Raw genomic sequence first — 26,400 nt, 5'->3', positions numbered from 1 at the left:
GCCTACATGTAGCGAGCCGACGTGTAGACTGCGTACCCATGAAAGCGGACAACCTGCGCGGGCACCTCGACGCGTTGCTGCTGGCCGTGCTCGACGGCCGGAAACTCCACGGCTACGCGATCATCGAGGCGCTCCAGCTGCGCAGCGACGGCGCGCTCGACCTGCCCACCGGCACCGTGTACCCGGCGCTGCGCCGGCTCGAGCGGGCCGGCTGGCTGGCCAGCGAATGGGACGTCGTGTCCGGCCGCAAGCGCCGCACCTACCGGCTCACCCGCTCCGGCGAGCAGGCACTGGCCGCCCAACGCATCGAGTGGCGGGAGTTCACCGCGGTCATCGGGGGAGTGCTGGAAGCATGATCGAGGGATACCTGGCCGACCTCGACCGGCGGTTGCACGGCTGCGGCCGTCTCAAAGCCGACCTCCTCGAAGAGGCCCGCGACGGTCTCAACGACGCCGCCGACGCCTACCGCGCCGGCGGGTGGGACGACGAGGAGGCCGAGCGCCGCGCCGTCGCCGACTTCGGCCCGGCGGCGGTCGTCGCCCACGACTACCAGGCCGAACTGGGCATGCTCAGCGGCGTCCGCACGCTGTGGAAGCTCGTCATCGGCGTCCCGGCGATGCAGATCCTCTGGGACTACGCGCGGATCCTCACCTTCGGCGAGTGGACGAGGCTCTCGACGCCGACGCCCGAGTGGTACAAGGTCGTCGCGCAGGCTTCCCACGGCGCGGTGTTCGTCGTGCCGGTGATCGGCGTGCTCGCCCTGCTCGGCATCCGCTGGCTGAGCCGCCGCCTCGACGGCGCCGGGCTCGCCCGGTTCTGCGGCGTGCTGATCGCCGTGGCCGTCGGCGTGAACCTCGGCTCGATGGGCATGCTGATCGCGGCGACCGGCGTGGTCGACGTTTCGAGGCTGTTCCTCAGCGTCCCGTGCGCGCTGCTGATGGTCGCCTGGGTGGCGCTTTCCGTCCGGCTCGTCGTGCTCGCGAGACGATCCTGGGGTGGGTATGCCACGATCGTTGCGTGACGACCGCGCTGATCTACCTCGTAGTCATGCTGCTGGTGGCGGCCGTGGTGTTCCTGCTCGCCGCCGTGGTCTTCGGCCGGGGTGAGGAGCTCGCCCCGCTGCCGCCGGGCAGTTCGCCCACGCGGCTGCCCGCCGAGGACATCACCGGCGAGGACCTGGCCGAGGTCCGCTTCCAGCTGGTGCTGCGCGGCTACAAGATGTCCGAAGTGGACTGGGTGATGCGGCGGCTCGGCGTCGAGCTCGACGAGCTGCGCGCCCGCGTCGCCGAGCTGGAGCAGCGCGAACGCGAGCGGGAGAGCTCGCCAGAGGCGTCCCCGTGACGGACCTGATCCTCTCGGTCGACGTCCGCGCCCCGGCGGGGACGACCTGGCTCGCGCTGACGGACTGGACGCGCCAGGGCGAGTGGATGCTCGGCACCGAGGTCGAGGTGGTCGAGGGCAACGGCCGCAGCGTCGGGTCGCGGCTGTCGGCGTTCACCGGCGTGGCCGGCCTCGGCTTCACCGACACCATGGAGATCACCAGCTGGGAGCCGCCGGTGCGGTGCGGCGTCCGGCACCTCGGCAGCATCGTGCAGGGCACCGGCGTCTTCCAGGTCGTCCCGAAGGGCGCGACGCGCTCGACGTTCGTCTGGGCCGAGCACCTGCGGCTGCCGTTCGGCCCGGTGGGCCGGCTCGGCTGGCCGGTCGTGCGGCCGGCGTTCGCGCTGGGGGTGCGCCAGTCGCTGCGGCGGTTCGCGCGGTTCGCGGAGAACTATTCGGTGGGTGGGGATGAGTGAGCGGGTCGGCGCCGACGGCGTCGCGCGCTGCAGCTGGGGCAATTCGACCCCGGACTACGCTTCGTACCACGACGAGGAGTGGGGCACGCCGCTCCACGGGCAGGACGAGCTGTACGAGCGCCTGTGCCTCGAATCGTTCCAGTCGGGCCTGTCGTGGATCACGATCCTGCGCAAGCGCGAAGCCTTCCGGAAGGCGTTCAAGCAGTTCAAGGCGGCGAAGGTGGCGAAGTTCGGCGACGCCGACGTCGAACGGCTGATGCAGGACGCGTCGATCGTGCGGAACCGGGCGAAGATCCTGGCCGCGATCAAGAACGCGCAGGCGATCGCTTCGCTCGAGACCCCGCTGGACGACCTGCTGTGGTCGTTCGCGCCCGCGTCCCACCGGCGTCCCGCGACGATGGCCGACGTCCCGGCGATCACCGACGAGTCCAAGGCGATGGCGAAGGAGCTGAAGAAGCGCGGCTTCGTCTTCCTCGGCCCGACGACCTGCTACGCGCTGATGCAGGCGACCGGCATGGTCGACGACCACGTCGCCGGCTGCTTCCGGGCCGGCTGAGCCCGGAAGCAGCCGCGGCTTCACCTGCCCTGGAAGGCCGGTTTGCGCTTGCCGACGAAGGCCTCGACGGCCTCGGTGTGGTCGGCGGTCGCGCCGAGTGCCGTCTGGGCGGCGTCCTCGGCGTCGAGGGCCTCGTCGAACGTCGACTGCGCGGCCAGGTTCAGCACGCCCTTGATCTTCGCGTAGGCGACGGTCGGCCCGGCCGCCAGCTTCGCCGCCACCTTCTGGGCGCGGGCGGCGAGCTCCTCGTCCGGCACGACCTCGCCGACCAGGCCGAGCCGCAGCGCCTCGGCCGCGTCGACGGTCCGGGCCAGCAGCATCAGCTCGGCGGCGCGGCCGTAGCCGACCAGCCGCTGCAGCGTCCAGGACGCGCCCGAGTCCGGGCCGAGCCCGACGTTGGCGAAGGCCATCAGGAACGACGACGACTCGGCGGCGATCCGCAGGTCGCTGGCGTAGGCGAAGGCGGCCCCGGCGCCGGCGGCGGTGCCGTTGACCGCCGCGATCACCGGCTTCGGCATGGCCACGATCGTCCGGACGATCGGGTTGTAGTGCTCCTTCACGGTGTGTAGCGGGGCGGGGTCACCTGCTTGCAGCAGTCCCACGTGCTCTTTCAGGTCCTGCCCGGCGCAGAACGCCTTGCCGGAACCGGTCAGCACGACCGCGCGGACTCCCTTGTCGTCCGCCGCCTCGCGCAGTGCCGCGAGCAGTGCTTCCTTCAGCTCGACGGTCAGCGAGTTGTACGCCTGCGGCCGGTTGAGGGTGAGGGTGCGCACCCCGTCGGCGTCGGCGGTCAACAGGACGTCGGATGTGGTCACGTCTTCTCCTTGCGCGGAAAACTTCGGTCGGCCGAGAGTCTTTCACCTCCCGCGGGCCGCATACCAGCACCGATACGACGGCAAAAGATCGGTCCGCTGATGCGCCCGGCCGCTGATGAGGGACAATGGACAGCAGACCCGGCTGGCTTTCACGCGAGCGCGACCCGGGCGCGCCGGTTGAGACGGAGGGAGCACGCTATGGCGGCCATGAAGCCCCGGACCGGAGATGGTCCCCTCGAAGTGACTAAGGAGGGGCGGGGCCTCGTGATGCGCGTACCGCTCGAAGGTGGTGGGCGACTCGTCGTCGAACTCTCCGCGGAAGAGGCGAAGGACCTCGGCGCCGCACTGGCGGAGGTCACCGGCTGAGCCGCCCTTCCCGATCCGTCCTTCCGTCGCACCCCGGTCTCCCTTCGGAGGCCGGGGTCGCGGTTCCTCTGCGCCTGAAGGTTGCTCACTGTGCGTAATCCGCTACCCCCCGTTCCGGCTACCCTGCTCCACATCGAGGTCACGTCCGAGCTCCGCCGCGGCGTCCCCACGGCCCGGCTGGTGGCCGCGCCCGACAACGATGACGTCGAGCCGTTGGAGATCGAGGGCGTCCGGATCACCGGCAAGGCGGGCGACGTCCAGACGGTGCCCGGCGGCGGGCCGCGCTGGATCGCCGGACTGGGCGGCGGCGAGCCGAAGGAGTACCGCAAGACCGGCGCGGCGCTGGTCCGGGTGGTGAACGCGGCGCTGGCCGATGACGTCGGGCACGGCGGCAAGGCGTTCCGTTCGGTGCAGCTGGCGCTGCCCGAGGAGGCTTCCGGCGAGCACGTCACCGAGCTCGCGCTGGGCCTGCTGCTGGGTGGCTACCGGTTCAAGGTGACCGGCGAGGACCCCGCGCCGTCCGTGCGGTCGGTCCGGCTGGTGGCGGAAGACCCCGCACTGTCCTCGCTGGTCGCCCGCGCTTCGGCGCTGGCCGCGGCGACGGCGCTGACCCGCGACCTCGCGAACACGCCGTCCAACGTGAAGACCCCGGCCTGGCTGGCGGACACGGCTGCTCGCGTGGCCGGCCCCGGCGTCGAGGTGACGGTGCGGGACGAGAAGTGGCTCACGGCGGAGGGCTTCGGCGGCATCCTGGCGGTGGGCGGCGGTTCCGCGCGGCCGCCGCGGCTGATCGAGATGGCGTACCAGCCGGCGGGCGCCACCCGGCACCTGCTGCTGGTCGGCAAGGGCATCACGTTCGACACGGGCGGCCTGTCGATCAAGCCGGCCGACGGCATGCACCTGATGCGCACGGACATGGCGGGCGGCGCGGCGGTGATCGCGGCGATCCGCGGCATCGCGGCGCTGGGGCTCGGGGTGCGAGTGACGGCGCTGGTCCCGTGCGCGGAAAACCACGTGTCGGGCTCGTCGTACCGCCCGGGCGACATCGTCCGCCACTACGGCGGCAAGACGACCGAGGTGAGCAACACGGACGCGGAAGGCCGGATGGTCCTGGCGGACGCGCTGGTCTACGGAATCCGCAGGTTCTCCCCGGACTACGTGGTCGACGCGGCAACGTTGACGGGCGCGATGAAGGTCTCCCTGGGCGTGCGCACGGGCGGCTTGTTCGCCTCCGACGACGCGCTGGCCGCCGCCGTCGCCGCGGCGGGCGCACGAGTGGGCGAGGCGTGGTGGCGCATGCCCCTGGTGGAGGACTACGCGGACAACGTCCGCGGCGAATTCGGCGACGTACGCCAGACCCCCGGCGGCCCGGGCGGCATCACGGCGGCGTTGTTCCTGCGGGAGTTCACCTCGGGCTTGCCGTGGGCGCACCTGGACATCGCGGGCCCGGCCCGGTCGGAGAAGAACTACGACGAAGTGGTGCCGGGAGCAACCGGCTTCGCGGCGCGGACGCTCGTGGAGCTGGCGGCTTCGCTGGCTTGACGCGCCAGGGCCCGGTTCGGCGGGGGCACGGTGGGTGCCGCGCGTCGCTCACGAGTAGCACGGCCACCCACACCACGGGGCACCGCCAGGACGACGAGCACGCCGGCGCCCCGCCGGTCACGGGCCGGAGGGCTCGGACGGGTCAGGCGGGTCCGCGGAGACCGGCGGGACGGGAGCTTGCCGGCATACAGGTCGAGCCCTCCGGCCAACGCTTCGAGCACCCGGGCCACCTCGTGGAGCTGGTCGCCGGTCGCTGTGTCGGTCCGGAGCCGGGCACTGACCGCCACCAGCCGGCGGCCAGTGACACCTACTCGGTCGGCCAGGGTGACAGGTGCGGTCGGCTCCTCCTGAGCGTTGGCGTGCGTCACCAGGACGTCGGCCAACTCCATGAGGAGGGCGGCAAAGGCTCGCTCCCGTTCAGGCGGCATGGTGCCGGTGAGGAGTTCGCGGCTGACCCGGGGCACGTGGTTGTTGACCCCGGCGAGCGCCCGCACCAGTTCGGCAGCTTGCTCGTCCATCGGCCGGCTACTCCGCCGTCCGGCTGCGCATGGCGTGAACCTCGGCGCCTGCATCCAGCGCCAGTCGCTCGCACATGGCGTCTTGCAGCAGCGTGTTCAGGGCAAGGTGCCGCAGGCTCGGCACCACGACATGGTGGGCGTCGGCTCGGACGAGTTCGCTCGCCAGCTCGTCGAAGCCTTCGCGTGACCCGCAGTCGAACTCAAAGAAGAAGCTGACGAAGTACAGCCCCAGACTTTTCGCGTACCTGGCCACGGCCTGCTCCAGCCCGCGCACTTCGGGGTCCGGAACATGGGCCGGTACCCGCATGTAGCCGTACGCCAGTGGGGCGGTGACGAGCGTGGCGAGTTCGGGGTCCGGCAGGGGCGGAGCCGGCAATGTCGAGGCAGTCATGGGGTGTCGTCCTGGTGGTCGGATGCAATGGGTGGCATCCCGGCAACCGGAATTTCCGGCGGGGAACGGTGATGCGTGCGGGAGTTCGCCCGCGGCCTGGAGGGAGGAATGAGGTGTGTCGACCGGCCGCCGGGATGCCAGGACCGACCCTGCCGGGCCGTCTCCCGCCCCACCAGGGCGTGGTCAAGGGCCGAATCCGGGGCAGATCTTGCGTCGGGCCGTCTGACCTGCGGTAATGTGTCGATCCCGGTGCGTGACGACAGGAGACGATCATGGGTGGCCGACGCAACGGGCTCATCCGGGCTCGTAAGGCGGCCTACTACACCCAAGAGTCCTTGGCTTGTGCCCTGAACGTCGACCCCACCACCGTCGGGCACTGGGAACGCGGCCGGTCCGAACCCCTGCCGTACAAGCGCCCGAAGCTGGCAAAGCTGCTAGGCGTCAGCCGGGAACAACTCGAAGAGCTGCTGGCGGAGGGGCAGGCTGAACCGTCACCGCCCGCGCTCGCCGAGCAAGACGGCGAACCCATGACGGCGGAGGTAGCGTCCGACCCCGTGAAGCGACGGACGCTCATGAAGTGGGGTGTAGCTACCACCGCCGCTTCCGGCTTCGGGATTGAAGTCTTCGGCCAGATCGGGCAACACGGCGTTGCCCGTACGAGCTTCACCGAAGCCTTGACCATCTCCCGCCAGGCCGGCGACCCCGAGATTGAAACCCGCGCGCTCGCCGGGCTGGGCTTCCACAGCAACCTCGTCGGCCGACCCCGTGAAGGCCGGCGTTTCTCCGGGGCCGCCGAGGACGCGGTGCGCCGGTTGGGGCCGTCCTCGCGGATGACCGCCGTGCCCCTTCTGCACCTGGCCGTGGCCAACGCCCGGAATGACGACTACAGCGACGCTCAAGCCGCCATCTCGCGGGCGCGCAAAGCCCTCGATGCCGACCGGGGCGAGGAGGCTGCTCCGTGGGCCGCCTTCATGGGCCCGATGGAGATCGACGCGGTGGAGGCGACCTGTGCGGTGGAGGTCGGCAAGTCGGCCCGCGCTGAGCAACTGCTGGAGCAGGCCATTGCCGGGTACGGCGACAGCTTCGCCCGCAACATCGCGCTCTACCGGGTCCGCCTGGCCGCCGCCCGTGTCCAGGCCGGAGCCATCGACGGCGCGACCGAAGCCGCCGAAGACGTGCTCGACACCATCGCGGACGGCCTCGACAGCTGGCGCGTCAGCCTGGAGCTGAGCCGGGTCATGGACTCGCTGGAGGCCTACCCCGGAGCGCCCGGCGTCGAGCCGCTCAAAGAGCGCTACGCCACTACGATCGCGGGATGACCGCTGCGCCGCCGCCGCTCATCCTGCATCATCACGACGCTGCCGGGATGCATGAGCTGCGCGACCTGCTTATCGCGGTCTATACCCGGGTCTACGCCGATCTACTGTCGGACCCTTTCTTCTCGCCGGAGCGGTACTGGCAGCGGCTGGAGAGTTATGCCAAGTGGCCGGGCTTCGCCTTGGTCACGGGCTGGCTCGGCGATGACCTCATTGGTTACACGCTGGGCTACACCCTGCCGAAGGCCTCGGCCTGGTGGCGCGGCTTCCAAAGCGACGTCCCGGCCGGCGCGCTCGAAGAAGACGGCGAACGGACGTTCGCCGTCACGCAGCTGATGGTGCTTCCCGCTCACCAGCGACGTGGTTACGCCGGGCAGCTGCATGACGCGCTCATGGCCAACCGCCCGGAGGAACGAGCCACCCTGCTCGTCAAGCCCGGCAACCTCCCCGCACGCACTGCCTACCTGTCCTGGGGGTGGCAGCGATTCGGGCAGTTGCAACCGTTCGAGGATGCACCGGTGTACGAGTCGCTGGTTATTGATCTTCATAAGGCTTAGCCCCGAGCGGCCGGTTCTCCCCAGCCCGGCCGAACTGTGGACAAGCCGCCGAGGCTGCGGAGGTCAGTCCTTGGCGGTGGCCAGGACGTGGTCCCGGAACTCCGTCACCGCAGGCGTCATCGGCTCCTCCGCCCGCCACGCCAGCCCGATCGTCCGGTACGGCCGCGGTGACAGCGGTACCTCCGCCACCCCCGCCGGGGTGCCCGGCCCGAACCGCGGCAGCAGCGCCACCCCCAGGCCCGCCGCGACCAGGCCGCGCACGGTGTCCGACTCCTGGCCCTCGAACGCGATCCGCGGTGTGAAGCCCGCCGCCGCGCACAGCTCGTCCGTCAGTGTCCGGACGCCGTATCCCTGCTCGAGCAGCACGAATTCCTCCGAAGCCAGTTCCGCCACCCGCACCGACTGCCGGTCTGCCAGCCGGTGGCCCGCCGGGACCGACAGCAGGATCTCTTCGTCCACCAGCCCCGCGCAGGCCAGCGCCGGAACGTCGGGCAGCGGCGCCACCAGGGCGAGGTCCAGCTCGCCGCCCGCCAGCCGGTCGACCATGTCCTGCCGCGAGCCCTGGACCAGCGTGAACCGCACGTCCGGGTAACGCGCCCGGTACCCGCGCAGCAGCGAAGGCACCAGCGACCGCCCGAGCAAGTGCAGAAACCCCAGCACCACGTGCCCCGACTCCGGCGACACCTCCTCGCGTGCCAGCCGGACGCCGGTGTCGAGCGCCGCCAGCCCGCGCTCGGCCGCCTCGGCCAGCAGTTCCGCCGCGCGCGTGAGCCGGATGCCGCGGCCGTCCGGGACCGTCAGCGGCGCCCCCAGCGCGTCCGCGAGCGCCGCGAGCCGGCGGCTCACGGTCGGCTGCGGCACGCCCAGCAGTTCGGCCGCGCGTGTGACGTTCCTCGTCTCCCGGAGGGCGGCGAGCAACGGAAGGTGGGGCGCGACCTGCGCGGACAGCGAGTCATACGTCACCGCATCGATTCTGCCCGATGGCCGCATTGGACGTATTGATTAGGGCTCCTTACTTTCAGGAGGTGACTTCCACGCGCCGAGTCAAGACCGCCGTCGCCGCGGCCGGGATCTCCTCGTTCGCCCTGCTCTACGCGCCGCAGCCGGTCCTGCCGCAGCTGGCGGCGCAGTTCCACCTCGACCCCGGTGGCGCGGCGCTCGCGGTCAGCGTCGCGACCGGGGCGCTCGCCATCGCCGTCCTGCCGATCGCGGCGCTGTCCGAAGTGGTCGGCCGCCGTCCGGTGATCGTGACGTCGGTCATCGCGTCGGTCGTGTTCGGCCTGCTGCTGCCGCTGATGCCGACGTACCCGGCACTGCTCGTCCTGCGCGCGCTGCAGGGCGTCGCGATCGCGGGGTTCCCGGGGGTGGCGGCCGCCTACCTGGCCGAACGCCTCGGCCGGGCGGGTGTCGCGGCGGCGGTCGGCGCGATGATCGCCGGCAACACGGTCGGCGGCATGCTCGGCAGGCTGGCCAGCGGGTTCACCGCGGGCCCCCTCGGCTGGCGCGGCGCGCTGCTGGTCGTGGCGGGCGTGGGCGCGGTGTGTTCGGCCGTCACCGTCGTGGCGCTGCCACTGGGCACGCGGCCGCCGGGGAACGCGCGGCTGCGGGACGTCCGACGGGGCCTGGTCACGGCGCTGAGCAAACCGGTGCTGCTGGCCCAGTACGGCGTGGCGCTGCTCGCGATGGGCTCGTTCGTGGCCCTCTACAACGCGGCCGGCTTCCGGTTGACGGGCGATCTGCGTCTGTCGCCGGCAATCGCGTCCCTGGTCTTCCTGGCGTACGCAACGGGCTCGGTGTCCTCGGCGGCGGCCGGCCGCCTGGTGGCCCGGGTGGGTCGCCGCCGAGCCCTGGTCGGGGCCCTGCTGCTGACGGCGTCCGGCGCGGCGCTGACACTGCCGGACTCGTTGCCGCTGGTGATCACCGGCTTCCTGGTGCTGACGTGCGCATTCTTCGCAGCCCACGCGGTGGCGAACGGCTGGGCGGCGGCGGACGCCCCCGAGACCGCCCGCGGCCAGGTCGGGGGCACGTACACGGCGGCGTACTACCTGGGCAGCAGCGTCGGCGGCGCCGCGGGGGCTTGGGTGTACGGGCACGCGGGGTGGCCGTGGCTGATCGCGGTCGTGGCGGCGTGGCTGCTGCTCGCGGTGGCTGGGGTGGGGATCGGGACCCGCCGGGTCCGGGCTGAACGGCTTGAGCTGGTCAAGGCGGGCTGAGGCAGGCCCCACAGAACCCAGGCAAGTCCCCCGCCCTCCCGGGGGGCGTCCCCAGTTCCAGTCTATCGGCCCCCACCGACAAAACCTCCGCGAACAGCGACTTGTCCACAGCCCGGCGAGACTGTGGACAAGTACTCAGGTAGCGGCACCGACCAGCAGCCCGCCGCCCACCGGCAGCAGGGCCGGGACCAGGCGTTCGTCCTCGCGGAACGCCCGCGCCACCTCGCGCAGGGCCATCGTCTCCGGATCGCGGTGGGCCGGGTCGATCACCCGGCCGCCGGCCAGCACGTTGTGGAACGCGATGATCCCGCCGCGCCGCAGCAGCGATACGCCCAGCTCGTAGCAGCCGGGGTACTCGATGTGCGCGGAATCGACGAACACCAGGTCGTAGCCACCCGGCGTGAGCCGCTGCAGCACGTCCAACGCGCGGCCGATGATCAGCCGGGTGCGGCCCGGCGCGAAGCCGGCCTCGCGGAACGTCGCGCGCGCCGCCCGCTGGTACTCCGGCTCCACGTCGATCGACGTCAGGACGCCGTCGGGGGCCATGCCGCGCAGCAGGCTCAGGCCGCTCACCCCCGCGCCGGTGCCGACCTCGACGACGGCCTTCGCGCACAGCGTCGCGGCCAGGAACCGCAGCGTCGCTCCCGCACCCGCGCTGAGCGGGGTGCAGCCCAGGTCTTCGGCCCGTGCCCGCGCCGAAGACAGCACCTCGTCGTCGGGCAGGTACCCGTCGACGAACCCGGAATCGGCCGGTGCGGCCGCAGGGGTGGGCGTGTTCACGCACGGAGGTTAGCGTTGGTTGTCGATAAATCCGCGCAGGCTCCCTGGTAAGCACCCGGGAAGAAGTTCTCAGCCTGCTCTCAGTCCAGTCTCACTAGAACCATAAGGAGCCCGGAGAGACTGAAATCCGAGCACACGGGAACACCGTGGCCACAGCCCGCGTTGGGTGGAGCAGACAGGAGAAACGCTGATGGAGGTGCCTGCTCCCGCGATGCAGAACGCCGTTGCCGACACCGGGGCCCAGCCCGTGACCCTGGACGAGGCGGCCTGGACGCCACCGTCCTGGGACGAGGTCGTCCGTGAACACGGCGACCGGGTCTACCGGCTCGCCTACCGCCTGACCGGCAACACCCACGACGCCGAGGACCTCACGCAGGAGACCTTCATCCGGGTCTTCCGGTCGCTGGCGTCCTACAAGCCCGGCACGTTCGAGGGCTGGCTGCACCGGATCACCACCAACCTGTTCCTGGACATGGCCCGCCGCCGCTCGCGCGTGCGGATGGAAGGCCTGCCCGAGGACACCGACCGCATCGTGGGCGACGACCCGAGCCCCGAGCAGGTCTACTCGGACACCCACCTGGACCCGGACCTGCAGGCGGCGCTCGACGAGCTGCCCCCGGAGTTCCGCGCCGCCGTGGTGCTGTGCGACGTCGAAGGGCTGTCGTACGAAGAGATCGGCGCGACGCTGGGTGTCAAGCTGGGCACCGTCCGCAGCCGCATCCACCGCGGGCGTCAGGCGCTGCGCGCGTCGCTCGAGCGTCGCCGCGCTTACGCACCGCAGTCTGCGAAGGTGACGGTATGACCGCACCGCGAGGCTGGGCGCTGCCCGAGTCGCACCTGCTGCCGGACGTCGTGGTGGCATTCGTCGACGGCGAACTGTCCCACAGCGCGCGCGACCGCGCGGCGTCGCACATCACCCGCTGCAGCGCGTGCGCGGCGGAGGTGCGCGCGCAGCGTCAGACCGTCGAAGCGATCCGCCGCGCGGGGGCGCCGTCGATGTCGGCGGGGTTCCTCGCGAGCCTCCAGTCGATCCCGCAGCACACGGAGCTGCCGAGCGCCCCGGACAACCTGGCGATCACGGCGGACGGCCAGCTGGTCGCGGTCCAGCGCCCCGACCGGGTCGCCGGCCTGCGCGACGCGGGCGTGCTGGGTGGTGTGGCGCCGTTGGGATCAGCGCCCCCGCTGGGCCAGTCGCCGAACGTCCTCGGCGGCGGCCGCTTCAAGCGCCGCGCGGCGCAGGGGGCGGGCGTCGTGGTGTCGGGCCTGGTGCTGAGTGCGCTGGCCCTGGTGGGGACATCGGCGGACGGGGACGGATCCCCGGAGACGGGCGGCGGAGTGCCGCAACCGGCGAACCTGCTGCCGGCCCAGATGGCGGTTCCCCAGCAACCGGCCCCGGTTTCGACACCGGCGAGCACGACACCGGTGGCGGTGCCGGCGGGCATCCGCTGAGTTGACCTTTGAAGGCCGCTGCGAACCCCTTCGCGGCGGCCTTCGGTGTGTCCGACGAGGCTGCTGAGCCTCCCCCAGGGGTTATCCGCCCGGCGACTTCATCCCGAGGTGGGGGAGTCCGAGGAGCCCTGCTGGGAGTGCCCGAGGTTCGACTTCACCGCTCGGCGTCGGCTGGAAGGCCTGGCCGGTGAGCGAGAAGCCCTCTCGGCTGGGCAGCCTCCGGTCAACCGCCCCCAGCGCAGCCCCCGCCCTCCCTGGGGGGCGTGCCCTTGTCCAGCCTATCGCCACCCTCGGACGGAAACTGCCGTTCACGGCGCTTGTGCGGCCGTTTTGTCCACATCGCCTCCGCCCTGTGGACAAGGGCCCAAGAAACAGCCACTTCACCCGTGGACCGGCAGACTCTGAGCACTGGGCTTGGGTATCGTCACGCCCAGCCACCTGATCTTCTGCACCGGGGAATGATGACCGAGCCGAACGTGAATCCCGAGCAGCCCGGCGCGCGCGAAGCCGACCGGCTGGGCCCGCGGCCGCTCGCGCGGCCCGCCGTCGATCCGGCGCAGGCCGCCGTGTTCGGGCGGCCGCAGGGGGTCGACGGTGCGTTCGACAAGCTCTACTCCCCGCAGAAGGCCAACGGCGTCAACCTCGCTCCGCCCGCGCCCGAGTCGCTCGCCGAGGCCTTCCGGCGGCCGCCCGGGGCCGAAGGTGTGCTGCTCGAACGGCCGCGGGAAGCCACCGGCGACGTGCCGGACGCCGAACCGCACCTGTGGACCGGTACCCGCGACCCGTGGCGTGATCCCGGGGCCGCCGCCGTGCTCGCCGGGCCCGCCATGCCCGCCGAAGACGAGGAAAAGCCCGCCAAACGGCCACCCGGCGCGCTGCTCAGCCTGCCCGAGGTGATCTTCGGACGACGCGTGCAGCCGAAGGCGCTCGTCCTGCTCGGCGTCGTCGCGCTGCTCATCGGTGCCGCCGGGGGCGTCGTCGGGTGGTGGGCCGCCGACACCGGCACCGAGCTCACCGGCTCCGCCACCATCTCCGAAGCCGAGGCCGGCAAGGAACGCCCCGCGGGATCCGTCGCCGAAATCGCCAAGCGCGTCGCGCCCGCCGTCGTCTCGCTCGAGGTGTTCAAGCCCGGCGCCGAGTCCGGTGAACAGGGCTCCGGCGTCATGATCGACCCCCAGGGCTACATCCTCACCAACGAACACGTCATTTCCTCCGCCGCCGCGGACCCGGGCGTCAAGGTCACGGCCGTCTTCATCGACGGCACCCGCACCGAGGCCAAGCTCGTCGGGGCCGACCAGAAGACCGACCTCGCCGTCGTGAAGGTCAACGTCACCAACCCCACCGTGCTGCAGGTCGGCAAGTCCGCGGAACTGCAGGTCGGCGACACCGTGATGGCGATCGGCTCGCCGCTGGCGTTGCAGAACTCGGTGACCGCCGGCATCGTCAGCGCGCTGAACCGGCCGATCACCGCGGGCGGCGACAACGGCGCCCCGCCGGTCACCTACGAGGCCATCCAGACCGACGCCGCGATCAACCACGGCAACTCGGGTGGCGCGCTCGTCGACTCCACCGGCGCGCTGGTCGGCATCAACTCGTCGATCCGCTCGGCGGGCGCGGACGGCGGCAGCATCGGCATCGGCTTCGCCATCCCGAGCGACTACGCGATCAAGATCGCCAAGGCGCTGATCAAGGACGGCAAGGTCCAGCACGCCGACATCGGCATCAACGCGTCGTCGACGGTCGCCGGCTCGTCCACGATGGGGGCCCAGGTGAAGAACGTCGCCCCGGGCGGCCCGGCCGCGAACGCGGGCATCAAGGAGGGCGACGTGATCACCAAGATCGGCACCCGGCTCGTCCGCGACTCCGCGGAACTGACGGTCGCGGTCCGCGCGCACGACGTCGGCGAAGTCGTTCCGGTGCAGCTGGCCCGCGACGGCGCCAGTTTCGTCGTCGACGTAACCCTGGCTTCCGACTGAGTTCCCGTGTTCGGCCTGCCGGAGTGCGGCGGGCGGCGGGTACCCTGGGCGGGTAGGTTCCGAGTGGAGGTAGACGGGTGTTCGAGAGTGTCGGGTGGGGGGAGATCCTCGTCCTCATCATCGCCGGTCTGTTCATCCTCGGCCCGGAACGGCTGCCCGAGGCGGCGTCCTGGCTCGCGAAGAGCCTGCGCAAGGTCCGCGACTTCGCGACCGGCGCGAAGGAGCAGCTCCGCGAGGAGATGGGCCCGGAGTTCGACCAGCTGCGCAAGCCGCTGGAAGACCTTCGCGGACTGCGGAACTTCGACCCGAAGCGGGTCGTGACGCAGCACCTGTTCGACGGCGACGCCGACCCGCTCGGCCTGAAGAGCATCACCAACGGCAGCAGCACCCCGGCGAACGGGACCAACGGATCGAACGGCTACCTGGCCGGCCAGACCCAGTCGGCGCCGGAGCCGCTCAAGCCGGGCGAGCGCCCGCCGATCGACCCGGACGCGACCTAGCGCCCCAATGTGGCCTTCGGTGCGTTGGACGCACCCAAGGTGGCCTTCGGTGCGTTGGACGCACCCAAGGTGGCCTTCGGTGCGTTGGACGCACCCAAGGTGGCCTTCGGTGCGTTGAGCGCACCCAAGGTGGCCTTCGGTGCGTTGGACGCACCCAAGGCCACATTGGGGCGGCTCAGCCGGGCCGGGTCCGCCGGTAGGTCAGGGCCGATCCGACACCGCTGCCGCGAACACCGCTGCCGCGAACACCGCTGCCGGAAACTCGCTCAGCGGCCCGCCGGGGTCACGTTGAGCATCATCCCGGCCAGCCCGCGGGCCCGGACCGTCAGCTTCTTCGCCGCTTCCTTCAGCACCAGCGACGCCGGGGCCTCCGGCTCCGCCAGCACCAACGGCGTTCCCGAGTCGCCCTGGGCGACCATCCGGGGGTCCATCGGCACCTGGCCCAGCAGCGGCACCTCCGAGCCGATCGACTTCGACAGCGACTCGGCCACCGTCGAGCCGCCGCCCGCGCCGAACAGCTCCAGGCGGGATCCGTCCGCCTGTTCCAGCCAGGACATGTTCTCGATGACGCCCGCCACGCGCTGACGCGTCTGCAGCGCGATCGCGCCGGCCCGCTCCGCGACCTCGGCCGCCGCCTGCTGGGGGGTGGTCACCACCAGGAGCTCCGCGTTGGGGATCAGCTGGGCCACCGAGATCGCGATGTCGCCCGTGCCCGGGGGGAGGTCCAGCAGGAGGATGTCCAGATCACCCCAGAACACGTCCGCGAGGAACTGCTGCAGCGCGCGGTGCAGCATCGGGCCGCGCCAGACGACCGGGGTGTTGCCCGGGGTGAACAAGCCGATCGAGATCACCTTCACGCCGTGGGACTGCGGCGGCATGATCATCGTGTCGACCTTCGTCGGCTTCTCGCGCGCGCCCAGCATGCGGGGGATCGAGTGGCCGTAGATGTCCGCGTCCACCACCCCCACCGACAACCCGCGCGCGGCCATCGCCGCCGCCAGGTTGACCGTCACCGACGACTTGCCGACGCCGCCCTTGCCCGAGGCCACGCAGTACACCCGGGTCATCGAGCCCGGCTGGGCGAACGGGATCACCGGCTCCGCCGCGTCGCCGCGCAGGGACTTCCGCAGCTCCGTGCGCTGCTCGTCGCTCATCACGTCCAGCTCGACCCGCACGTCGGCGACGCCGGGGAGCTTCGAGACCGCGGCCTTCGTGTCGTTGGTCAGCGTCGCCTTCAGGGGGCAGCCCGCGACCGTCAGGTAGATCCCGACCGTGACGACGCCGTCGTCGCCGACCACCACGTCCTTGACCATCCCCAGGTCCGTGATGGGTTTCCGGATCTCCGGGTCTTGCACGCTCTTCAGCGCGCTGCGGACGTCGTCGACGCTGGGGAGCTGCTGGGTGCTGGTCACCCCGTCCATGTTACGAGCCGGTAGGAGTGCGGGACTTCCTGGGCTGGATGGACAGGTCCTCCCGCAGCCGGTCCAGCTCGCTGCGGAGGTAGTCGCGGGTCGCCACCTCGCCGATCGCCAGCCGCAGCGCCGCCAGCTCCCTGGCCAGGTATTCCGTGTCGGCCTTGGTCTGGGCCGCCCGGTTGCGGTCCTCGTCCAGGGAGACGCGGTCGCGGTCGTCCTGCCGGTTCTGCGCCAGCAGGATCAGCGGCGCCGCGTACGCCGCCTGCGTCGAAAAGGCCAGGTTGAGCAGGATGAACGGGTACGGGTCCCACTGCAGCGACACCGCCGTGATGTTCAGCACGACCCAGATGATGACGAGCATCGTCTGCCAGAACAGGTACTTGCCGGTGCCGAGGAACCGCGCCAGCCGTTCCGACAGCCTGCCGAACGTGTCCGGGTCGATGTTCAGCCTGAACCGGTTCTGGCCGCGGGGCTGGTCGAGCCGCCGTCCTGACGTCAGCTCAGGCACGGTCTTCCTCCAAGGTGTCGTGGAGACCGGTCTCGCGCCAGTCCTCGGGCAGCAGGTGGTCGAGGACGTCGTCGACGGTGACCGCGCCGATCAGGTGGTCCTCGGCGTCGATGACCGGTCCGCAGGTCAGGTTGTAGGCCGCGAAGTACCGCGTGACCTCGGCCAGCGAGGCCCCCGGTTTCAGCGGCGGGAGCCCGGTGTCGACGGCGCTGGCCACCAGCTCCGCCGGCGGCTCCCGCAGCAGCCGCTGGAAGTGGACGACGCCGACGTAGCGCCCGGTCGGGGTCGCGGTCGGCGGGCGGCAGACGAACACCATGCTCGCCAGCGCCGGTGGCAGCTCGGCGTTGCGGATGTGGGCCAGTGCCTCGGCGATCGTCGTGTCCGGGGTCAGCACCACCGGCTCCGGGGTCATCAGGCCGCCCGCGGTGTCCGACGAGTACTCCAGCAGCCGCCTGACCGGCGCCGACTCCTCCGGCTCCATCAGCTCCAGCAGCCGGCTCTGGTCGGCCGGGGCGAGCTCGGCCAGCAGGTCGGCGGCGTCGTCGGGGTTCATCGCCTCGAGCACGTCGGCCGCGCGTTCCTCGGCCAGGTAGGCCAGCAGTTCCTTCTGGTCGTCGTCCGGCAGTTCCTCGATGACGTCGGCGAGCCGCTCGTCGTCCATCGCGTCGGCGACCTCGTGCCGCCGCTTGAGCGGCAGGTCGCGCACGGTCGCGGCGATGTCGGCCGGGCGCATCGTGTCGAACAGCATGAGCAGCTGGCCGGCGCCCTGGGGCTGGCCGGTCAGGTCGGTGAGGCCGAGACCGGCCACCTCCGGCCACGGCAGCACCTGCATCGCCGCGCGGCGGCGGCCCAGCCCGACCCGCCGCTCGCGGATGGCCAGCTTCGCCAGCACCCAGTCGCGGGTGCGGGTCGGTTCCATCCCGGCGTCGACGACGGTGATCCGCGTGCCGGAGCCGGCCAGCGTGGCGTGCGCGTCGAGCAGCTGGCCGAGCACCAGTACCTCGTTGGGCCGCTGGTTGAACTGGCGCATGTTGACCGAGCCGGTCGCGAGCGTGACGGCGGTCGGCTCGATCGAGGTGACCCGCAGCATCGGGACGAAGACGCGCCGCCGGGTGCTCAGTTCGACGACCAGACCGAGGATCCGCGGCGGCTGCGCGTCCAGGCGCAGCCCGGCGACCAGGTCGCGGACGCGGCCGATCGACTCGCCATCGGGGCCGAAAACCGGCAACCCGGACAGCTGAGCTGCGAAAACCCTGTTGACGACGGCCATGCCGCTGACACTATCGGCTGGCCGCCCACGGAGCGATTTCCGCCACTGTGACGAAGGCCGGGTCGTCGCTGTCTTCGCCGGACTCCTCGTACTCCTCGATCATCCAGATCCAGTTCTGCACGGCCCGCACCAGCGTCCAGGCCCGCGCCTTCGAAGCGTCCAGTTCCTGCGAAGCGACGATCAGCGCGAACCGTTCGTCCAGTGTGGACTCGGTGAAGCGGTTCCAGAACAGCGGGATGACGCCCCACTCGAGGTCACCGGCGAGGGGCTTCGGGTCGATCACCAGCCACGGCTCACGGGTGCCGGCCAGGACGTTCTGGAAGTGCAGGTCCTCGTTCACCAGCAGTTCACCCGCGGTCGGCCCGAGTTCGCGGCAGATCGCGACGGCGTCGGCGATCAGCCGCCTCTCGAACGGCTCACCGAGTTCTGCCCACCGCCGTGGCAGTTCCCCGGCCAGCGCTTCGGCTTCGGCGCGCAGCCGCCGTCGCATCGACGCCGGCGCGGGAACGGCCAAGCGCCGTGCCAGGCCGCCGATGAGCGGGATGGCCGAGCGCAGCGGGAGGTCGTCGAGGGTGCGCCCGGCGTCGAGCCGTTCGAGCAGCAGGACGCCGTCGTCCGGCGCGGAATCCAGCAGCAGCACCGCACCCCGGCCGGCCCATGTGGACAGTGCGAGCGGCTCGTCGGCGGACTCCTCGTCGCGCCAGCCGAGCTTCAGCACCACCGGTGTGCCGTCGGCGAGGCGCGCGGGCTGCACCACGCCGACGTAGCCGTGCATCGCCTCGCCCTCGAACGTCAGGCCCCATTTCCGGGCGTACTCCGCGGCGAGTTCCGGCAGGGCGGCCAGCCACGGCACGGCGTCGTCGCCGAGCACGCGGGGCGCGCGGGCGGCGAACAGCGGCGGGATGCGAAGGTCGGTCACCCCTTCAGCCTGGCAGCCGCGTCCAGTGCGTTTCGTCGGCTGCCCAGCGGGCGTACGCTGGGCTTTCAAGGGGAAACGCAACCCCGGGAGCAGTCATGGTGGTGGAGATTCTCAGCGCCGTCGTCCTCGCGGGCGGGGTCTGGCTCGCGTCGAGCGTGCGTGTCGTGAAGCAGTACGAACGCGGGCTGATCTACCGGTTCGGGCGGGTGCGGCCGCGGGTCCGCGAACCCGGGCTGGCGGTGCTCGTGCCGTTCGCGGACCGGCTCCAGAAGGTCAACATGCAGATCGTGACCATGCCGGTGCCCGCCCAGGACGGCATCACGCGCGACAACGTCACGGTCCGCGTCGACGCGGTCGTCTACTTCAAGGTCATCGACCCGGTCGTCGCCGCGGTCAACGTGCAGGACTACCGGGCCGCGGTCGGCCAGGTCGCGCAGACGTCACTGCGCTCGATCATCGGCAAGAGCGACCTCGACGACCTGCTCTCCAACCGGGAGCGCCTCAACGAGGGCCTGGAGCTGATGATCGACAGCCCGGCGCTGGACTGGGGCATCCACATCGACCGCGTCGAGATCAAGGACGTCGCGCTGCCGGAGGCGATGAAGCGCTCGATGTCGCGGCAGGCCGAGGCGGAGCGGGAACGGCGTGCGCGCGTCATCTCCGCCGACGGTGAGCTGCAGGCGTCGTACAAGCTTTCGCAGGCGGCCGCGCAGATGGCCGACACCCCGGCGGCGCTGCAGCTGCGGCTGCTGGAGACGGTGGTGCAGGTGTCGTCGGAGAAGAACTCGACACTGGTGCTGCCGTTCCCGGTGGAGCTGCTGCGGTTCCTCGACGCGCAGACGCCGAGGCCGGCGGCCCCGGCCGGGAAAACCGAACCCGAGCTCGAGCAGGACGAGGCGAAGCCGGAGGTGAACGGCCACGCGACGCCGTCGCCGCGCAGCCCCGGCGACGCGGTGCTGCCGGCGGCGGACTAGCCGCCCAGGTAGCCGTTGCTGCCCAGGATGATCAGGGTGGTGAAGAAGCCGACCCACAGCGCGACCACGACGTAGCCGACGATCACGGCGGCCGTGGCCAGCCCGCGGCCGCCCGCTTCGCCGCGGTTGGTCTTGCCGAGTGCGATGTGGCCCATCACGATCCCGGCGACCGCGGTGAGCCCGGAGCAGAAGCCGAGGATCGAGCACACGAGGGCGCCGATCGCCAGGGCGTTGTCCTGCGTACGCGGCGCCGCGTATTGCTGCCCGAACGGCGGGGGCTGCCCGAACGGCGCGGGCTGTCCGTACGGTGCCGGCGACGCGTACGGCTGACCGTAGGCGGGCGGGTACGGCTGCTGCTGGTAGGCCTGGGGGATCGGCTGCCCCGGCGGCGTGTACGGCGTGCCGGGGATGTACGCCGCCGGGGTTTCGTACGACCCGGGCGGCAGCTGCCCGGGCTGCTCCGCGGCGACCGTCGTGTCCGCGGCGGCCGGGATCCCGGCCGCCGGGTGTTCGGCAGCGGGGGCTTCGGCGGCCGCGGTGTCCGATACCGTCGCGTCGGCGATCGTGGCGTCGGGCGACGGCGGGTCGTAGTTCTCCGGCTCGTACGGCGCGGTGTCCGCCGCCGGCGGTGCGTCGTAGGCCACGGTCGGGTCGGCGGCCGGGCGGTCCTTGTCCCCGGACGGGTCGGTCATGACGGATCCCCTCGGTGCGGGTGGGAAGCCAACGGTGCTGCCCCGGTCATGCGTAGCCGAGGTAGCCGAGGGTGAACCCGAGGACGACGAACCCGATGTTGAGCACGATCCCGGCGTACCCCACGACGATCGCCGCCATGGCGATGCCCTGGCCGTCGGCCTCGCCGCGCTTCGCCTTGCCGTGGGCGATGTGGCCCATGATGATGCCGGCGATGCCGACCAGGAAGCACAGGAAGATGCCGAGGATCGAGCAGACGAGCGCGCCGACCGCGAGGCCCGAGCCTTCCCGTGGCGGGCCCGGCATTCCGGGGTAACCCGGGTACTGCGGGTAGCCGCCGCTCGGGTACTGCTGACCGTAGCCGGGCTGCTGGCCGTAGCCGGGCTGCTGGTAGCCACCCGAGGGTGGCTGCTGCCCGTACGGATTGTTCGGGTCCTGCGGATAAGTCATGATCTCTCCCCTCCCAGCGCACTTTACGGGGCTGGACCCGCTGAGCGTGAGCGCCCTCATAGCAGCGTCGGGGCTTTCGGGTCATACTCACCGGTAACCCAGCGCCGGGAGCGGCGTCGTACTCCGGAAAGGGAGCCGTGATGGCCCGTCTCGCCCAGACCGCCGGCCTGACCGACGTGCAGTCGGAGATCCTCGCGACCGTCCGCCAGTTCGTGGACAAGGAGGTCATCCCGCACGCGCAGGAGCTCGAGCACGCCGACGCCTACCCCACCGACATCGTCGAGGGGATGAAGGAGATGGGCCTGTTCGGGATCACCATCCCGGAGGAGTACGGCGGGCTCGGCGAGTCGCTGCTGACCTACGCGCTGGTCGTCGAGGAGATCGCGCGCGGCTGGATGAGCGTGTCCGGCGTGATCAACACCCACTTCATCGTGGCGCACATGATCTCCCGGCACGGCACCGAGGCGCAGAAGCGGCACTTCCTGCCGCGGATGGCCACCGGCGAGGTCCGCGGCTCGTTCTCGATGTCGGAACCCGACCTCGGCTCGGACGTCGCCGCGATCAAGACGAAGGCGAAGAAGACCGGCGACGGGTACGTCATCGACGGCTCGAAGATGTGGCTGACGAACGGCGGCTCGTCCAACCTGATCGCGCTGCTGGTGAAAACGGACGAAGGCGCGGAGAAGCCCCACCAGAACCTGACGACGTTCCTGGTCGAGAAGCCGGAGGGCTTCGGCGAGGTGGCGCCCGGGCTCACCATCCCCGGCAAGATCGACAAGATGGGCTACAAGGGCGTCGACACGACCGAAGCGGTCTTCGACGGCTACGAGATCGGCGCGGACATGGTGCTCGGCGAGGCGCCGGGCAAGGGCTTCGCGTACATGATGGACGGTGTCGAGGTCGGTCGTGTGAACGTCGCCGCCCGCGCCTGCGGCATCGCGATCCGGGCGTTCGAGCTGGCGGTGGAGTACGCCCAGCAGCGCAAGACGTTCGGCAAGGCCATCGCCGAACACCAGGCCGTGGCGTTCAAGCTGGCCGAGATGGCGACCAAGGTCGAGGCCGCGCACCTGATGATGGTGAACGCGGCCCGCCTCAAGGACTCCGGGGCGCGCAACGACGTCGAGGCCGGGATGGCGAAGCTGATCGCGTCCGAGTACTGCGCGGAGGTCACGCAGGACGCGTTCCGCATCCACGGCGGTTACGGGTATTCGAAGGAGTACGAGATCGAGCGGCTGATGCGCGAGGCGCCGTTCCTGCTCATCGGCGAAGGCACCAGCGAGATCCAGAAGACCATCATCAGCCGCGGCCTCCTGCGCGAGTACAAGTCCCGCTCGTAAGGGCACTTTCACGTCAAAGTGCCCCAGGCGGAGCTTTCGTGGGGAAAGTGATAAGCGACTTGTCGACAGGGCGACAAATTGCTCGGGCCTTTCGGGGTAAGCGGCTCGCACCGTCCGGGCGTTCTTGACAAGATGGACGCCCGGACCCATGAGTGCGCAGGTGATGATGGTGAGTAGTCCCTTTGGCGGGGGGCGGGCGCCCGGTGGCCTGCCGCGGCTGCCGACCCCGCCGACCGGCTGGCCGATCGGGTCGTACGCGACCTACGGCGAGGCGCAGAAGGCGGTCGACTTCCTCGCCGACAGCGAGTTCGCCGTCGGCGACGTCACGATCGTCGGGGTGGACCTGATGCTCGTCGAGCGCGTGATCGGCAAGCTCAGCTGGGGCCGCGTGCTCGGCACCGGCGCGGTGTCCGGGGCCTGGTTCGGCCTGTTCGCGGGGCTGCTGCTCGGGTTGTTCGTCAACCAGGGGTTCGCGCTGCAGGTGCTCACCGGGCTCGTGCTCGGGGTGCTGTCCGGGCTGACGTTCGCCGCGATCGGCTACGGCATGTCGCGGGGCCGCCGGGACTTCTCCTCGGCGAGCCAGCTCGTCGCCGGCCGCTACGACGTCCTGTGCCAGCCGCGCTCGGCCGAACAGGGCCGGGAACTGCTCGCGAAGCTGGCCCTGAAACGGCCGTCCGCGAACCCCTGAAAAACCGCATCTGTACCAGGGAAGAATCACGATTCGACGCGCGGTGCACTGGATCGTTACCGATACTGCTTGCGGGGTGTGATCGCCCGGCATAAGTTGGCCGACACCAGTCGGGCGGCCTCGCCCCACAGCGCGGCGGCCCGAGCACTAGCACGTCGGGGTGCTGGCGCGGTTTCGCCTCATCGCGTCGCGGTGCCCACCGGGTACCGCGGTAACCGGCGTGCACGCGGGTGAGGAGGCCTGATGGGGAAGAGGATCGGCGCGGGCAAACGTGGACGTTCGCCTGGCCGTGCCGCCGTCCTGCTGGGGGCAGGGGCATTGGTGACCGGCATGCTCGCCGGTTGCGCGACGAGTTCCGGACTCAAGATCAACGTGTACATGTCACCGGAGGACAACTTCCAGAAGGTGGTCGACGGCTGCAACGCGAAGGCGGCCGGCAGGTACGAAATCATCTACAACAAGCTGCCCCGCGGGTCGGACGACCAGCGGCTGCAGATGGCGCGCCGGCTGGCCGCGGGTGACACCGCCATGGACATCCTCGGCCTCGACGTCACCTGGGTCTCGGAGTTCGCCGAAGCCGGCTGGGCCGAGGAATGGACCGGCCGCAACAAGGCGGAGGCCACGGAGGGCGTGCTGCAGGGGCCGCTGGAGACCGCGACCCACAACGGGAAGCTGTACGCGGCCACGAAGAACACCAACGTGCAGCTGCTCTGGTACGACGACCGGGTGACGCCGAAACCGCCGGCGACCTGGGACGAGATGATGCAGAAGGCCCAGGAGCTCAAGGGGCAGGGCAAGCCCTACCAGATCGTGTTCACCGGCGCGCAGTACGAAGGCCTGGTGGTCTTCTACAACACGCTGGTCGCGTCGATGGGCGGGCACATCCTGTCCGACGACGGCAAGTCCGTGGTGATGGACGAAGGCGCCGTGAAGGCGTTGGAACTGCTCAAGAAGATCTCGACCTCCGGGCTCACCGACCCGTCGCTGAGCAACATGAAGGAAGACGACATCCGGCAGGCGTTCCAGCGCGGCCAGGCCGCGTTCCAGCTCAACTGGCCGTACGTCTACGCCGCCTACGCCAAGGACAAGAAGGCGGACCTCCCGCACTTCAAGTGGGCGGTCTACCCGGCGGCCGCGCCCGGCGTGCCCGCCCGGACCACGATCGGCGGGTTCGACCTGGCGGTGAGCACCTATTCGCTGCACAAGCCGGAGGCCTTCGAGGCGGCGCTGTGCCTGCGCAGCCCGGAAAGCCAGAAGATCTCGGCGATCAACGACGGCGTGCCGCCGAGCATCGAATCGGTGTACCACAACGACGTCCCGCTCGACCCGGGCAAACCGGCTTCGGCCGACAACCCGAACATGGCGATCCAGTACCCGATGCGCGACGCGATCCTCGACGCGCTCAAGACCGCCGCGGTGCGCCCGCTGACCCCGGCGTACCAGAACGCCTCGACGGTCATGTCGAAGATCCTTTCGCCGCCGTCGGAGATCGACCCGCAGGCCACCGCGGCCAAGCTGCGCGAGCAGCTCGGTGACGCGCTCCAGTCGAAGGGAGTGATCCCGTGACCGTCCAGGACTCGACCCCGGCCGACACCGGGGCCACGGTCGCCGGGGAGGCGACGGCCCGCAAACCGGGCAAACCCGTCCTGTCTGAAGGGAAGAAGGCCGAGCGGCGGCTCGGGCTGTGGCTATGCGCGCCCGCGTTCATCGTGATGATCGCGGTCACCGGCTACCCGATCCTGTACTCGGTCTGGCTGTCGCTGCAGCGGTACGACCTGAGATTCCCGGCACAGCAGGAATTCGTCGGCTTCGACAACTACGCCGCCGTCCTGTCCAGTTCGTACTGGTGGACGGCGTTCGGCACCACGATGTTCCTGACCGTCGTGTCGGTGGCCATCGAGTTCGTGCTCGGCATGGCGCTGGCGCTGGTCATGCACCGGACGCTCGTCGGGCGCGGCCTGGTCCGCACCGTCGCCCTGATCCCGTACGGCATCGTCACGGTCGTCGCGGCGTTCTCGTGGTACTACGCGTGGACGCCCAAAACCGGCTACCTGGCGAACTTCCTCGCCGCCGACGCGGCCCCGCTGACCCAGCAGTGGCCGTCGTTGTTCATCATCATCGGCGCCGAGGTGTGGAAGACCACGCCGTTCATGGCGCTGCTGCTGATGGCGGGGCTGGCGCTGGTGCCGGACGACCTGCTCAAGGCCGCCGCGATGGACGGCGCGAGCGCGTGGCAGCGGTTCACGAAGGTGATGCTGCCGGTGATGAAGCCGGCGATCCTGGTGGCGCTGCTGTTCCGCACGCTCGACGCGTTCCGGATCTTCGACAACATCTACGTGCTCACCAGTGGCGCGCAGGACACCGGGTCGGTGTCCATGCAGACCTACAACAACCTGGTGAAGGGCCTCAACCTGGGCATCGGCTCGACGATGGCGGTGCTGATCTTCATCACGGTGGCGATCATCGCGTTCATCTTCATCAAGGTGTTCGGCACGGCCGCACCGGGTTCGGACAACGGGGGTAAGCGCTGATGGTGATGGGAACCGTCACGACGGGCCGCAAGGTCAGGTGGGGCCTGGTCGACATCCTCGTGCTGGTGTTCGCGCTGGTGCCGGTGCTCTGGGTGGTTTCGCTGTCGTTCAAGACCAAGGACACGCTGACCGACGGGTCCTTCATCCCGCAGTCGTGGACCTGGCAGAACTACGCGGACATCTTCCAGACCTCGGAGTTCCTGCTGGCGCTGGTCAACTCCATCGGCATCGCGATCATCTCCACGGTGATCGCGGTGGTGCTGGGCACGATGGCCGCGTACGCGATCGCGCGGCTGGAGTTCCCCGGCAAGCGGCTGCTGGTCGGGCTCTCGCTGCTGATCGCGATGTTCCCGCAGGTGTCGCTGGTGACGCCGCTGTTCAACATCGAGCGGAACCTGGGGCTGTTCGACACGTGGCCGGGGCTGATCCTGCCCTACATCACGTTCGCGCTGCCGCTGTCGATCTACACGCTGTCGGCGTTCTTCCGGGAAATCCCCTGGGAGCTGGAAAAGGCGGCGAAGATGGACGGCGCGACGCCGGCGCAGGCGTTCCGGCGGGTGATCGCGCCGCTGGCCGCGCCCGGCGTGTTCACCACCGCGATCCTGGTGTTCATCTTCTGCTGGAACGACTTCCTGTTCGCCATCTCGCTGACGTCGACCACGTCGTCGCGCACGGTGCCGGCGGCGCTGTCGTTCTTCACCGGGTCCTCGCAGTTCGAGGACCCGACCGGGCAGGTGAGCGCGGCCGCGGTCGTGATCACCATCCCGATCATTGTGTTCGTGTTGTTCTTCCAGCGTCGCATCGTGGCGGGGCTGACCTCCGGTGCGGTGAAGGGGTAGCGCT

General features: G+C 70.7%; 31 protein-coding genes. 20 read left to right on the top strand and 11 right to left on the bottom strand.

The window, feature by feature from the left end:
* The first annotated feature begins 38 nt into the window (after positions 1-38).
* The 5 genes from ACLJQE_RS12225 to ACLJQE_RS12205 are packed head-to-tail and all read left to right on the top strand — an operon-like array spanning position 39 to position 2,352.
* Complete coding sequence (locus ACLJQE_RS12225) at positions 39-356, top strand: helix-turn-helix transcriptional regulator (RefSeq protein WP_410639297.1); 318 nt, start codon at positions 39-41, stop codon at positions 354-356.
* Positions 353-1,021, top strand: a complete 669-nt coding sequence (locus ACLJQE_RS12220) for a permease prefix domain 1-containing protein (protein ID WP_410639296.1) — start codon at positions 353-355, stop codon at positions 1,019-1,021. The genes ACLJQE_RS12225 and ACLJQE_RS12220 overlap by 4 nt, the downstream gene beginning before the upstream one ends.
* Positions 1,018-1,341 (top strand): DivIVA domain-containing protein, encoded by a 324-nt coding sequence (locus ACLJQE_RS12215; protein ID WP_410639295.1) that lies wholly within the window; start codon positions 1,018-1,020, stop codon positions 1,339-1,341. The genes ACLJQE_RS12220 and ACLJQE_RS12215 overlap by 4 nt, the downstream gene beginning before the upstream one ends.
* The gene (locus ACLJQE_RS12210) at positions 1,338-1,796 is read left to right on the top strand and encodes an SRPBCC family protein (RefSeq protein WP_410639294.1); all 459 of its coding nucleotides are present in this window, start codon (positions 1,338-1,340) and stop codon (positions 1,794-1,796) included. Before ACLJQE_RS12215 ends, ACLJQE_RS12210 begins: the two co-directional genes overlap by 4 nt.
* A complete protein-coding gene (locus ACLJQE_RS12205; RefSeq protein WP_410639293.1) occupies positions 1,789-2,352 on the top strand; it encodes a DNA-3-methyladenine glycosylase I in 564 nt (187 codons plus the stop codon). The genes ACLJQE_RS12210 and ACLJQE_RS12205 overlap by 8 nt, the downstream gene beginning before the upstream one ends.
* A gap of 20 nt (positions 2,353-2,372) precedes the next feature.
* On the opposite strand, the gene ACLJQE_RS12200 is transcribed toward ACLJQE_RS12205, so the two are convergent.
* Positions 2,373-3,167 (bottom strand): enoyl-CoA hydratase-related protein, encoded by a 795-nt coding sequence (locus ACLJQE_RS12200; protein ID WP_410639292.1) that lies wholly within the window; start codon positions 3,165-3,167, stop codon positions 2,373-2,375.
* 198 nt (positions 3,168-3,365) lie between these two features.
* Between ACLJQE_RS12200 and ACLJQE_RS12195 the strand changes: the two genes are divergently transcribed.
* Together ACLJQE_RS12195 and ACLJQE_RS12190 are read left to right on the top strand one after the other, a co-directional pair.
* Positions 3,366-3,533 carry a DUF3117 domain-containing protein gene (locus ACLJQE_RS12195; RefSeq protein WP_013222969.1) on the top strand — a complete coding sequence of 56 codons (168 nt, stop codon included), beginning with the start codon at positions 3,366-3,368 and terminating at the stop codon, positions 3,531-3,533.
* 90 nt (positions 3,534-3,623) lie between these two features.
* Positions 3,624-5,075: a leucyl aminopeptidase family protein gene (locus ACLJQE_RS12190; RefSeq protein WP_410639291.1), complete on the top strand. Its 1,452-nt coding sequence runs from the start codon at positions 3,624-3,626 to the stop codon at positions 5,073-5,075.
* Here the strand turns inward: ACLJQE_RS12190 and ACLJQE_RS12185 are convergent.
* Both ACLJQE_RS12185 and ACLJQE_RS12180 read right to left on the bottom strand, forming a co-directional pair.
* The gene (locus ACLJQE_RS12185) at positions 5,000-5,593 is read right to left on the bottom strand and encodes a hypothetical protein (RefSeq protein ID WP_410639290.1); all 594 of its coding nucleotides are present in this window, start codon (positions 5,591-5,593) and stop codon (positions 5,000-5,002) included. The two genes, ACLJQE_RS12190 and ACLJQE_RS12185, sit on opposite strands and share 76 nt — an antisense overlap.
* A gap of 7 nt (positions 5,594-5,600) precedes the next feature.
* Complete coding sequence (locus ACLJQE_RS12180) at positions 5,601-5,984, bottom strand: hypothetical protein (RefSeq protein WP_410639289.1); 384 nt, start codon at positions 5,982-5,984, stop codon at positions 5,601-5,603.
* 272 nt (positions 5,985-6,256) lie between these two features.
* Between ACLJQE_RS12180 and ACLJQE_RS12175 the strand changes: the two genes are divergently transcribed.
* Both ACLJQE_RS12175 and ACLJQE_RS12170 read left to right on the top strand, forming a co-directional pair.
* A complete protein-coding gene (locus ACLJQE_RS12175; protein WP_410639288.1) occupies positions 6,257-7,303 on the top strand; it encodes a helix-turn-helix domain-containing protein in 1,047 nt (348 codons plus the stop codon).
* Positions 7,300-7,857, top strand: coding sequence for a GNAT family N-acetyltransferase (locus tag ACLJQE_RS12170; RefSeq protein ID WP_410639287.1), 558 nt, complete (start codon positions 7,300-7,302; stop codon positions 7,855-7,857). The genes ACLJQE_RS12175 and ACLJQE_RS12170 overlap by 4 nt, the downstream gene beginning before the upstream one ends.
* Before the next feature lie 63 nt (positions 7,858-7,920).
* On the opposite strand, the gene ACLJQE_RS12165 is transcribed toward ACLJQE_RS12170, so the two are convergent.
* Positions 7,921-8,820, bottom strand: a complete 900-nt coding sequence (locus tag ACLJQE_RS12165) for a LysR family transcriptional regulator (protein ID WP_410639286.1) — start codon at positions 8,818-8,820, stop codon at positions 7,921-7,923.
* Positions 8,821-8,882: 62 nt separating this feature from the next.
* On the opposite strand from ACLJQE_RS12165, the gene ACLJQE_RS12160 reads away from it, so the two are divergent.
* The gene (locus ACLJQE_RS12160; protein WP_410639285.1) at positions 8,883-10,070 is read left to right on the top strand and encodes an MFS transporter; all 1,188 of its coding nucleotides are present in this window, start codon (positions 8,883-8,885) and stop codon (positions 10,068-10,070) included.
* Between the two features lie 135 nt (positions 10,071-10,205).
* Here the strand turns inward: ACLJQE_RS12160 and ACLJQE_RS12155 are convergent, their stop codons facing one another.
* The gene (locus ACLJQE_RS12155; protein WP_191314133.1) at positions 10,206-10,850 is read right to left on the bottom strand and encodes an O-methyltransferase; all 645 of its coding nucleotides are present in this window, start codon (positions 10,848-10,850) and stop codon (positions 10,206-10,208) included.
* A gap of 190 nt (positions 10,851-11,040) precedes the next feature.
* Between ACLJQE_RS12155 and sigE the strand changes: the two genes are divergently transcribed.
* The 4 genes from sigE to tatB all read left to right on the top strand — a co-directional run bounded on the left by sigE (position 11,041) and on the right by tatB (position 14,775).
* Entirely contained in the window at positions 11,041-11,652 is a 612-nt protein-coding gene (sigE, locus tag ACLJQE_RS12150) for an RNA polymerase sigma factor SigE (protein WP_410639284.1), read from the top strand.
* Entirely contained in the window at positions 11,649-12,299 is a 651-nt protein-coding gene (locus ACLJQE_RS12145; RefSeq protein ID WP_410639283.1) for an anti-sigma factor family protein, read from the top strand. Before sigE ends, ACLJQE_RS12145 begins: the two co-directional genes overlap by 4 nt.
* A 458-nt stretch (positions 12,300-12,757) precedes the next feature.
* The gene (locus tag ACLJQE_RS12140; RefSeq protein WP_410639282.1) at positions 12,758-14,275 is read left to right on the top strand and encodes a S1C family serine protease; all 1,518 of its coding nucleotides are present in this window, start codon (positions 12,758-12,760) and stop codon (positions 14,273-14,275) included.
* A 77-nt stretch (positions 14,276-14,352) separates the two neighbouring features.
* Positions 14,353-14,775, top strand: a complete 423-nt coding sequence (gene tatB / locus ACLJQE_RS12135; RefSeq protein WP_410639281.1) for a Sec-independent protein translocase protein TatB — start codon at positions 14,353-14,355, stop codon at positions 14,773-14,775.
* Positions 14,776-15,041: 266 nt separating this feature from the next.
* On the opposite strand, the gene ACLJQE_RS12130 is transcribed toward tatB, so the two are convergent.
* From ACLJQE_RS12130 to ACLJQE_RS12115, 4 genes are read right to left on the bottom strand one after another with little or no spacing between them, the layout of a single operon-like run.
* On the bottom strand, positions 15,042-16,187 hold the full coding sequence (locus tag ACLJQE_RS12130) for an Mrp/NBP35 family ATP-binding protein (RefSeq protein ID WP_410639280.1): 1,146 nt from the start codon (positions 16,185-16,187) through the stop codon (positions 15,042-15,044).
* A 10-nt stretch (positions 16,188-16,197) separates the two neighbouring features.
* Positions 16,198-16,698 carry a DUF1003 domain-containing protein gene (locus tag ACLJQE_RS12125; RefSeq protein WP_410639279.1) on the bottom strand — a complete coding sequence of 167 codons (501 nt, stop codon included), beginning with the start codon at positions 16,696-16,698 and terminating at the stop codon, positions 16,198-16,200.
* Positions 16,691-17,968, bottom strand: a complete 1,278-nt coding sequence (locus ACLJQE_RS12120) for a magnesium transporter MgtE N-terminal domain-containing protein (RefSeq protein WP_410639278.1) — start codon at positions 17,966-17,968, stop codon at positions 16,691-16,693. The genes ACLJQE_RS12125 and ACLJQE_RS12120 overlap by 8 nt, the downstream gene beginning before the upstream one ends.
* Positions 17,969-17,978: 10 nt before the next feature.
* Positions 17,979-18,887, bottom strand: coding sequence for an aminoglycoside phosphotransferase family protein (locus tag ACLJQE_RS12115; protein ID WP_410639277.1), 909 nt, complete (start codon positions 18,885-18,887; stop codon positions 17,979-17,981).
* Between the two features lie 95 nt (positions 18,888-18,982).
* On the opposite strand from ACLJQE_RS12115, the gene ACLJQE_RS12110 reads away from it, so the two are divergent.
* On the top strand, positions 18,983-19,861 hold the full coding sequence (locus ACLJQE_RS12110; RefSeq protein WP_410639276.1) for an SPFH domain-containing protein: 879 nt from the start codon (positions 18,983-18,985) through the stop codon (positions 19,859-19,861).
* On the opposite strand, the gene ACLJQE_RS12105 is transcribed toward ACLJQE_RS12110, so the two are convergent.
* Together ACLJQE_RS12105 and ACLJQE_RS12100 are read right to left on the bottom strand one after the other, a co-directional pair.
* On the bottom strand, positions 19,858-20,553 hold the full coding sequence (locus ACLJQE_RS12105; protein WP_410639275.1) for a DUF4190 domain-containing protein: 696 nt from the start codon (positions 20,551-20,553) through the stop codon (positions 19,858-19,860). The two genes, ACLJQE_RS12110 and ACLJQE_RS12105, sit on opposite strands and share 4 nt — an antisense overlap.
* A gap of 46 nt (positions 20,554-20,599) precedes the next feature.
* Complete coding sequence (locus ACLJQE_RS12100) at positions 20,600-21,001, bottom strand: DUF4190 domain-containing protein (protein ID WP_410639274.1); 402 nt, start codon at positions 20,999-21,001, stop codon at positions 20,600-20,602.
* Between the two features lie 140 nt (positions 21,002-21,141).
* On the opposite strand from ACLJQE_RS12100, the gene ACLJQE_RS12095 reads away from it, so the two are divergent.
* From ACLJQE_RS12095 to ACLJQE_RS12075, 5 genes are all read left to right on the top strand, one after another.
* Positions 21,142-22,338 carry an acyl-CoA dehydrogenase family protein gene (locus tag ACLJQE_RS12095; RefSeq protein ID WP_410639273.1) on the top strand — a complete coding sequence of 399 codons (1,197 nt, stop codon included), beginning with the start codon at positions 21,142-21,144 and terminating at the stop codon, positions 22,336-22,338.
* A 163-nt stretch (positions 22,339-22,501) separates the two neighbouring features.
* Positions 22,502-23,026, top strand: a complete 525-nt coding sequence (locus tag ACLJQE_RS12090; protein ID WP_410639781.1) for a general stress protein — start codon at positions 22,502-22,504, stop codon at positions 23,024-23,026.
* Between the two features lie 243 nt (positions 23,027-23,269).
* Positions 23,270-24,592 carry an ABC transporter substrate-binding protein gene (locus tag ACLJQE_RS12085; protein WP_410639272.1) on the top strand — a complete coding sequence of 441 codons (1,323 nt, stop codon included), beginning with the start codon at positions 23,270-23,272 and terminating at the stop codon, positions 24,590-24,592.
* On the top strand, positions 24,589-25,557 hold the full coding sequence (locus ACLJQE_RS12080; RefSeq protein ID WP_410639271.1) for a carbohydrate ABC transporter permease: 969 nt from the start codon (positions 24,589-24,591) through the stop codon (positions 25,555-25,557). The genes ACLJQE_RS12085 and ACLJQE_RS12080 overlap by 4 nt, the downstream gene beginning before the upstream one ends.
* Entirely contained in the window at positions 25,557-26,396 is an 840-nt protein-coding gene (locus tag ACLJQE_RS12075; protein ID WP_410639270.1) for a carbohydrate ABC transporter permease, read from the top strand. Before ACLJQE_RS12080 ends, ACLJQE_RS12075 begins: the two co-directional genes overlap by 1 nt.
* Positions 26,397-26,400 lie beyond the last annotated feature (4 nt).

It is taken from the genome of Amycolatopsis sp. lyj-346, assembly GCF_046548975.1.
Lineage (GTDB): Bacteria > Actinomycetota > Actinomycetes > Mycobacteriales > Pseudonocardiaceae > Amycolatopsis.
The sequence above is the reverse complement of the archived record's forward strand: the minus strand, read 5'-3'. Positions and strand labels throughout refer to the sequence as shown.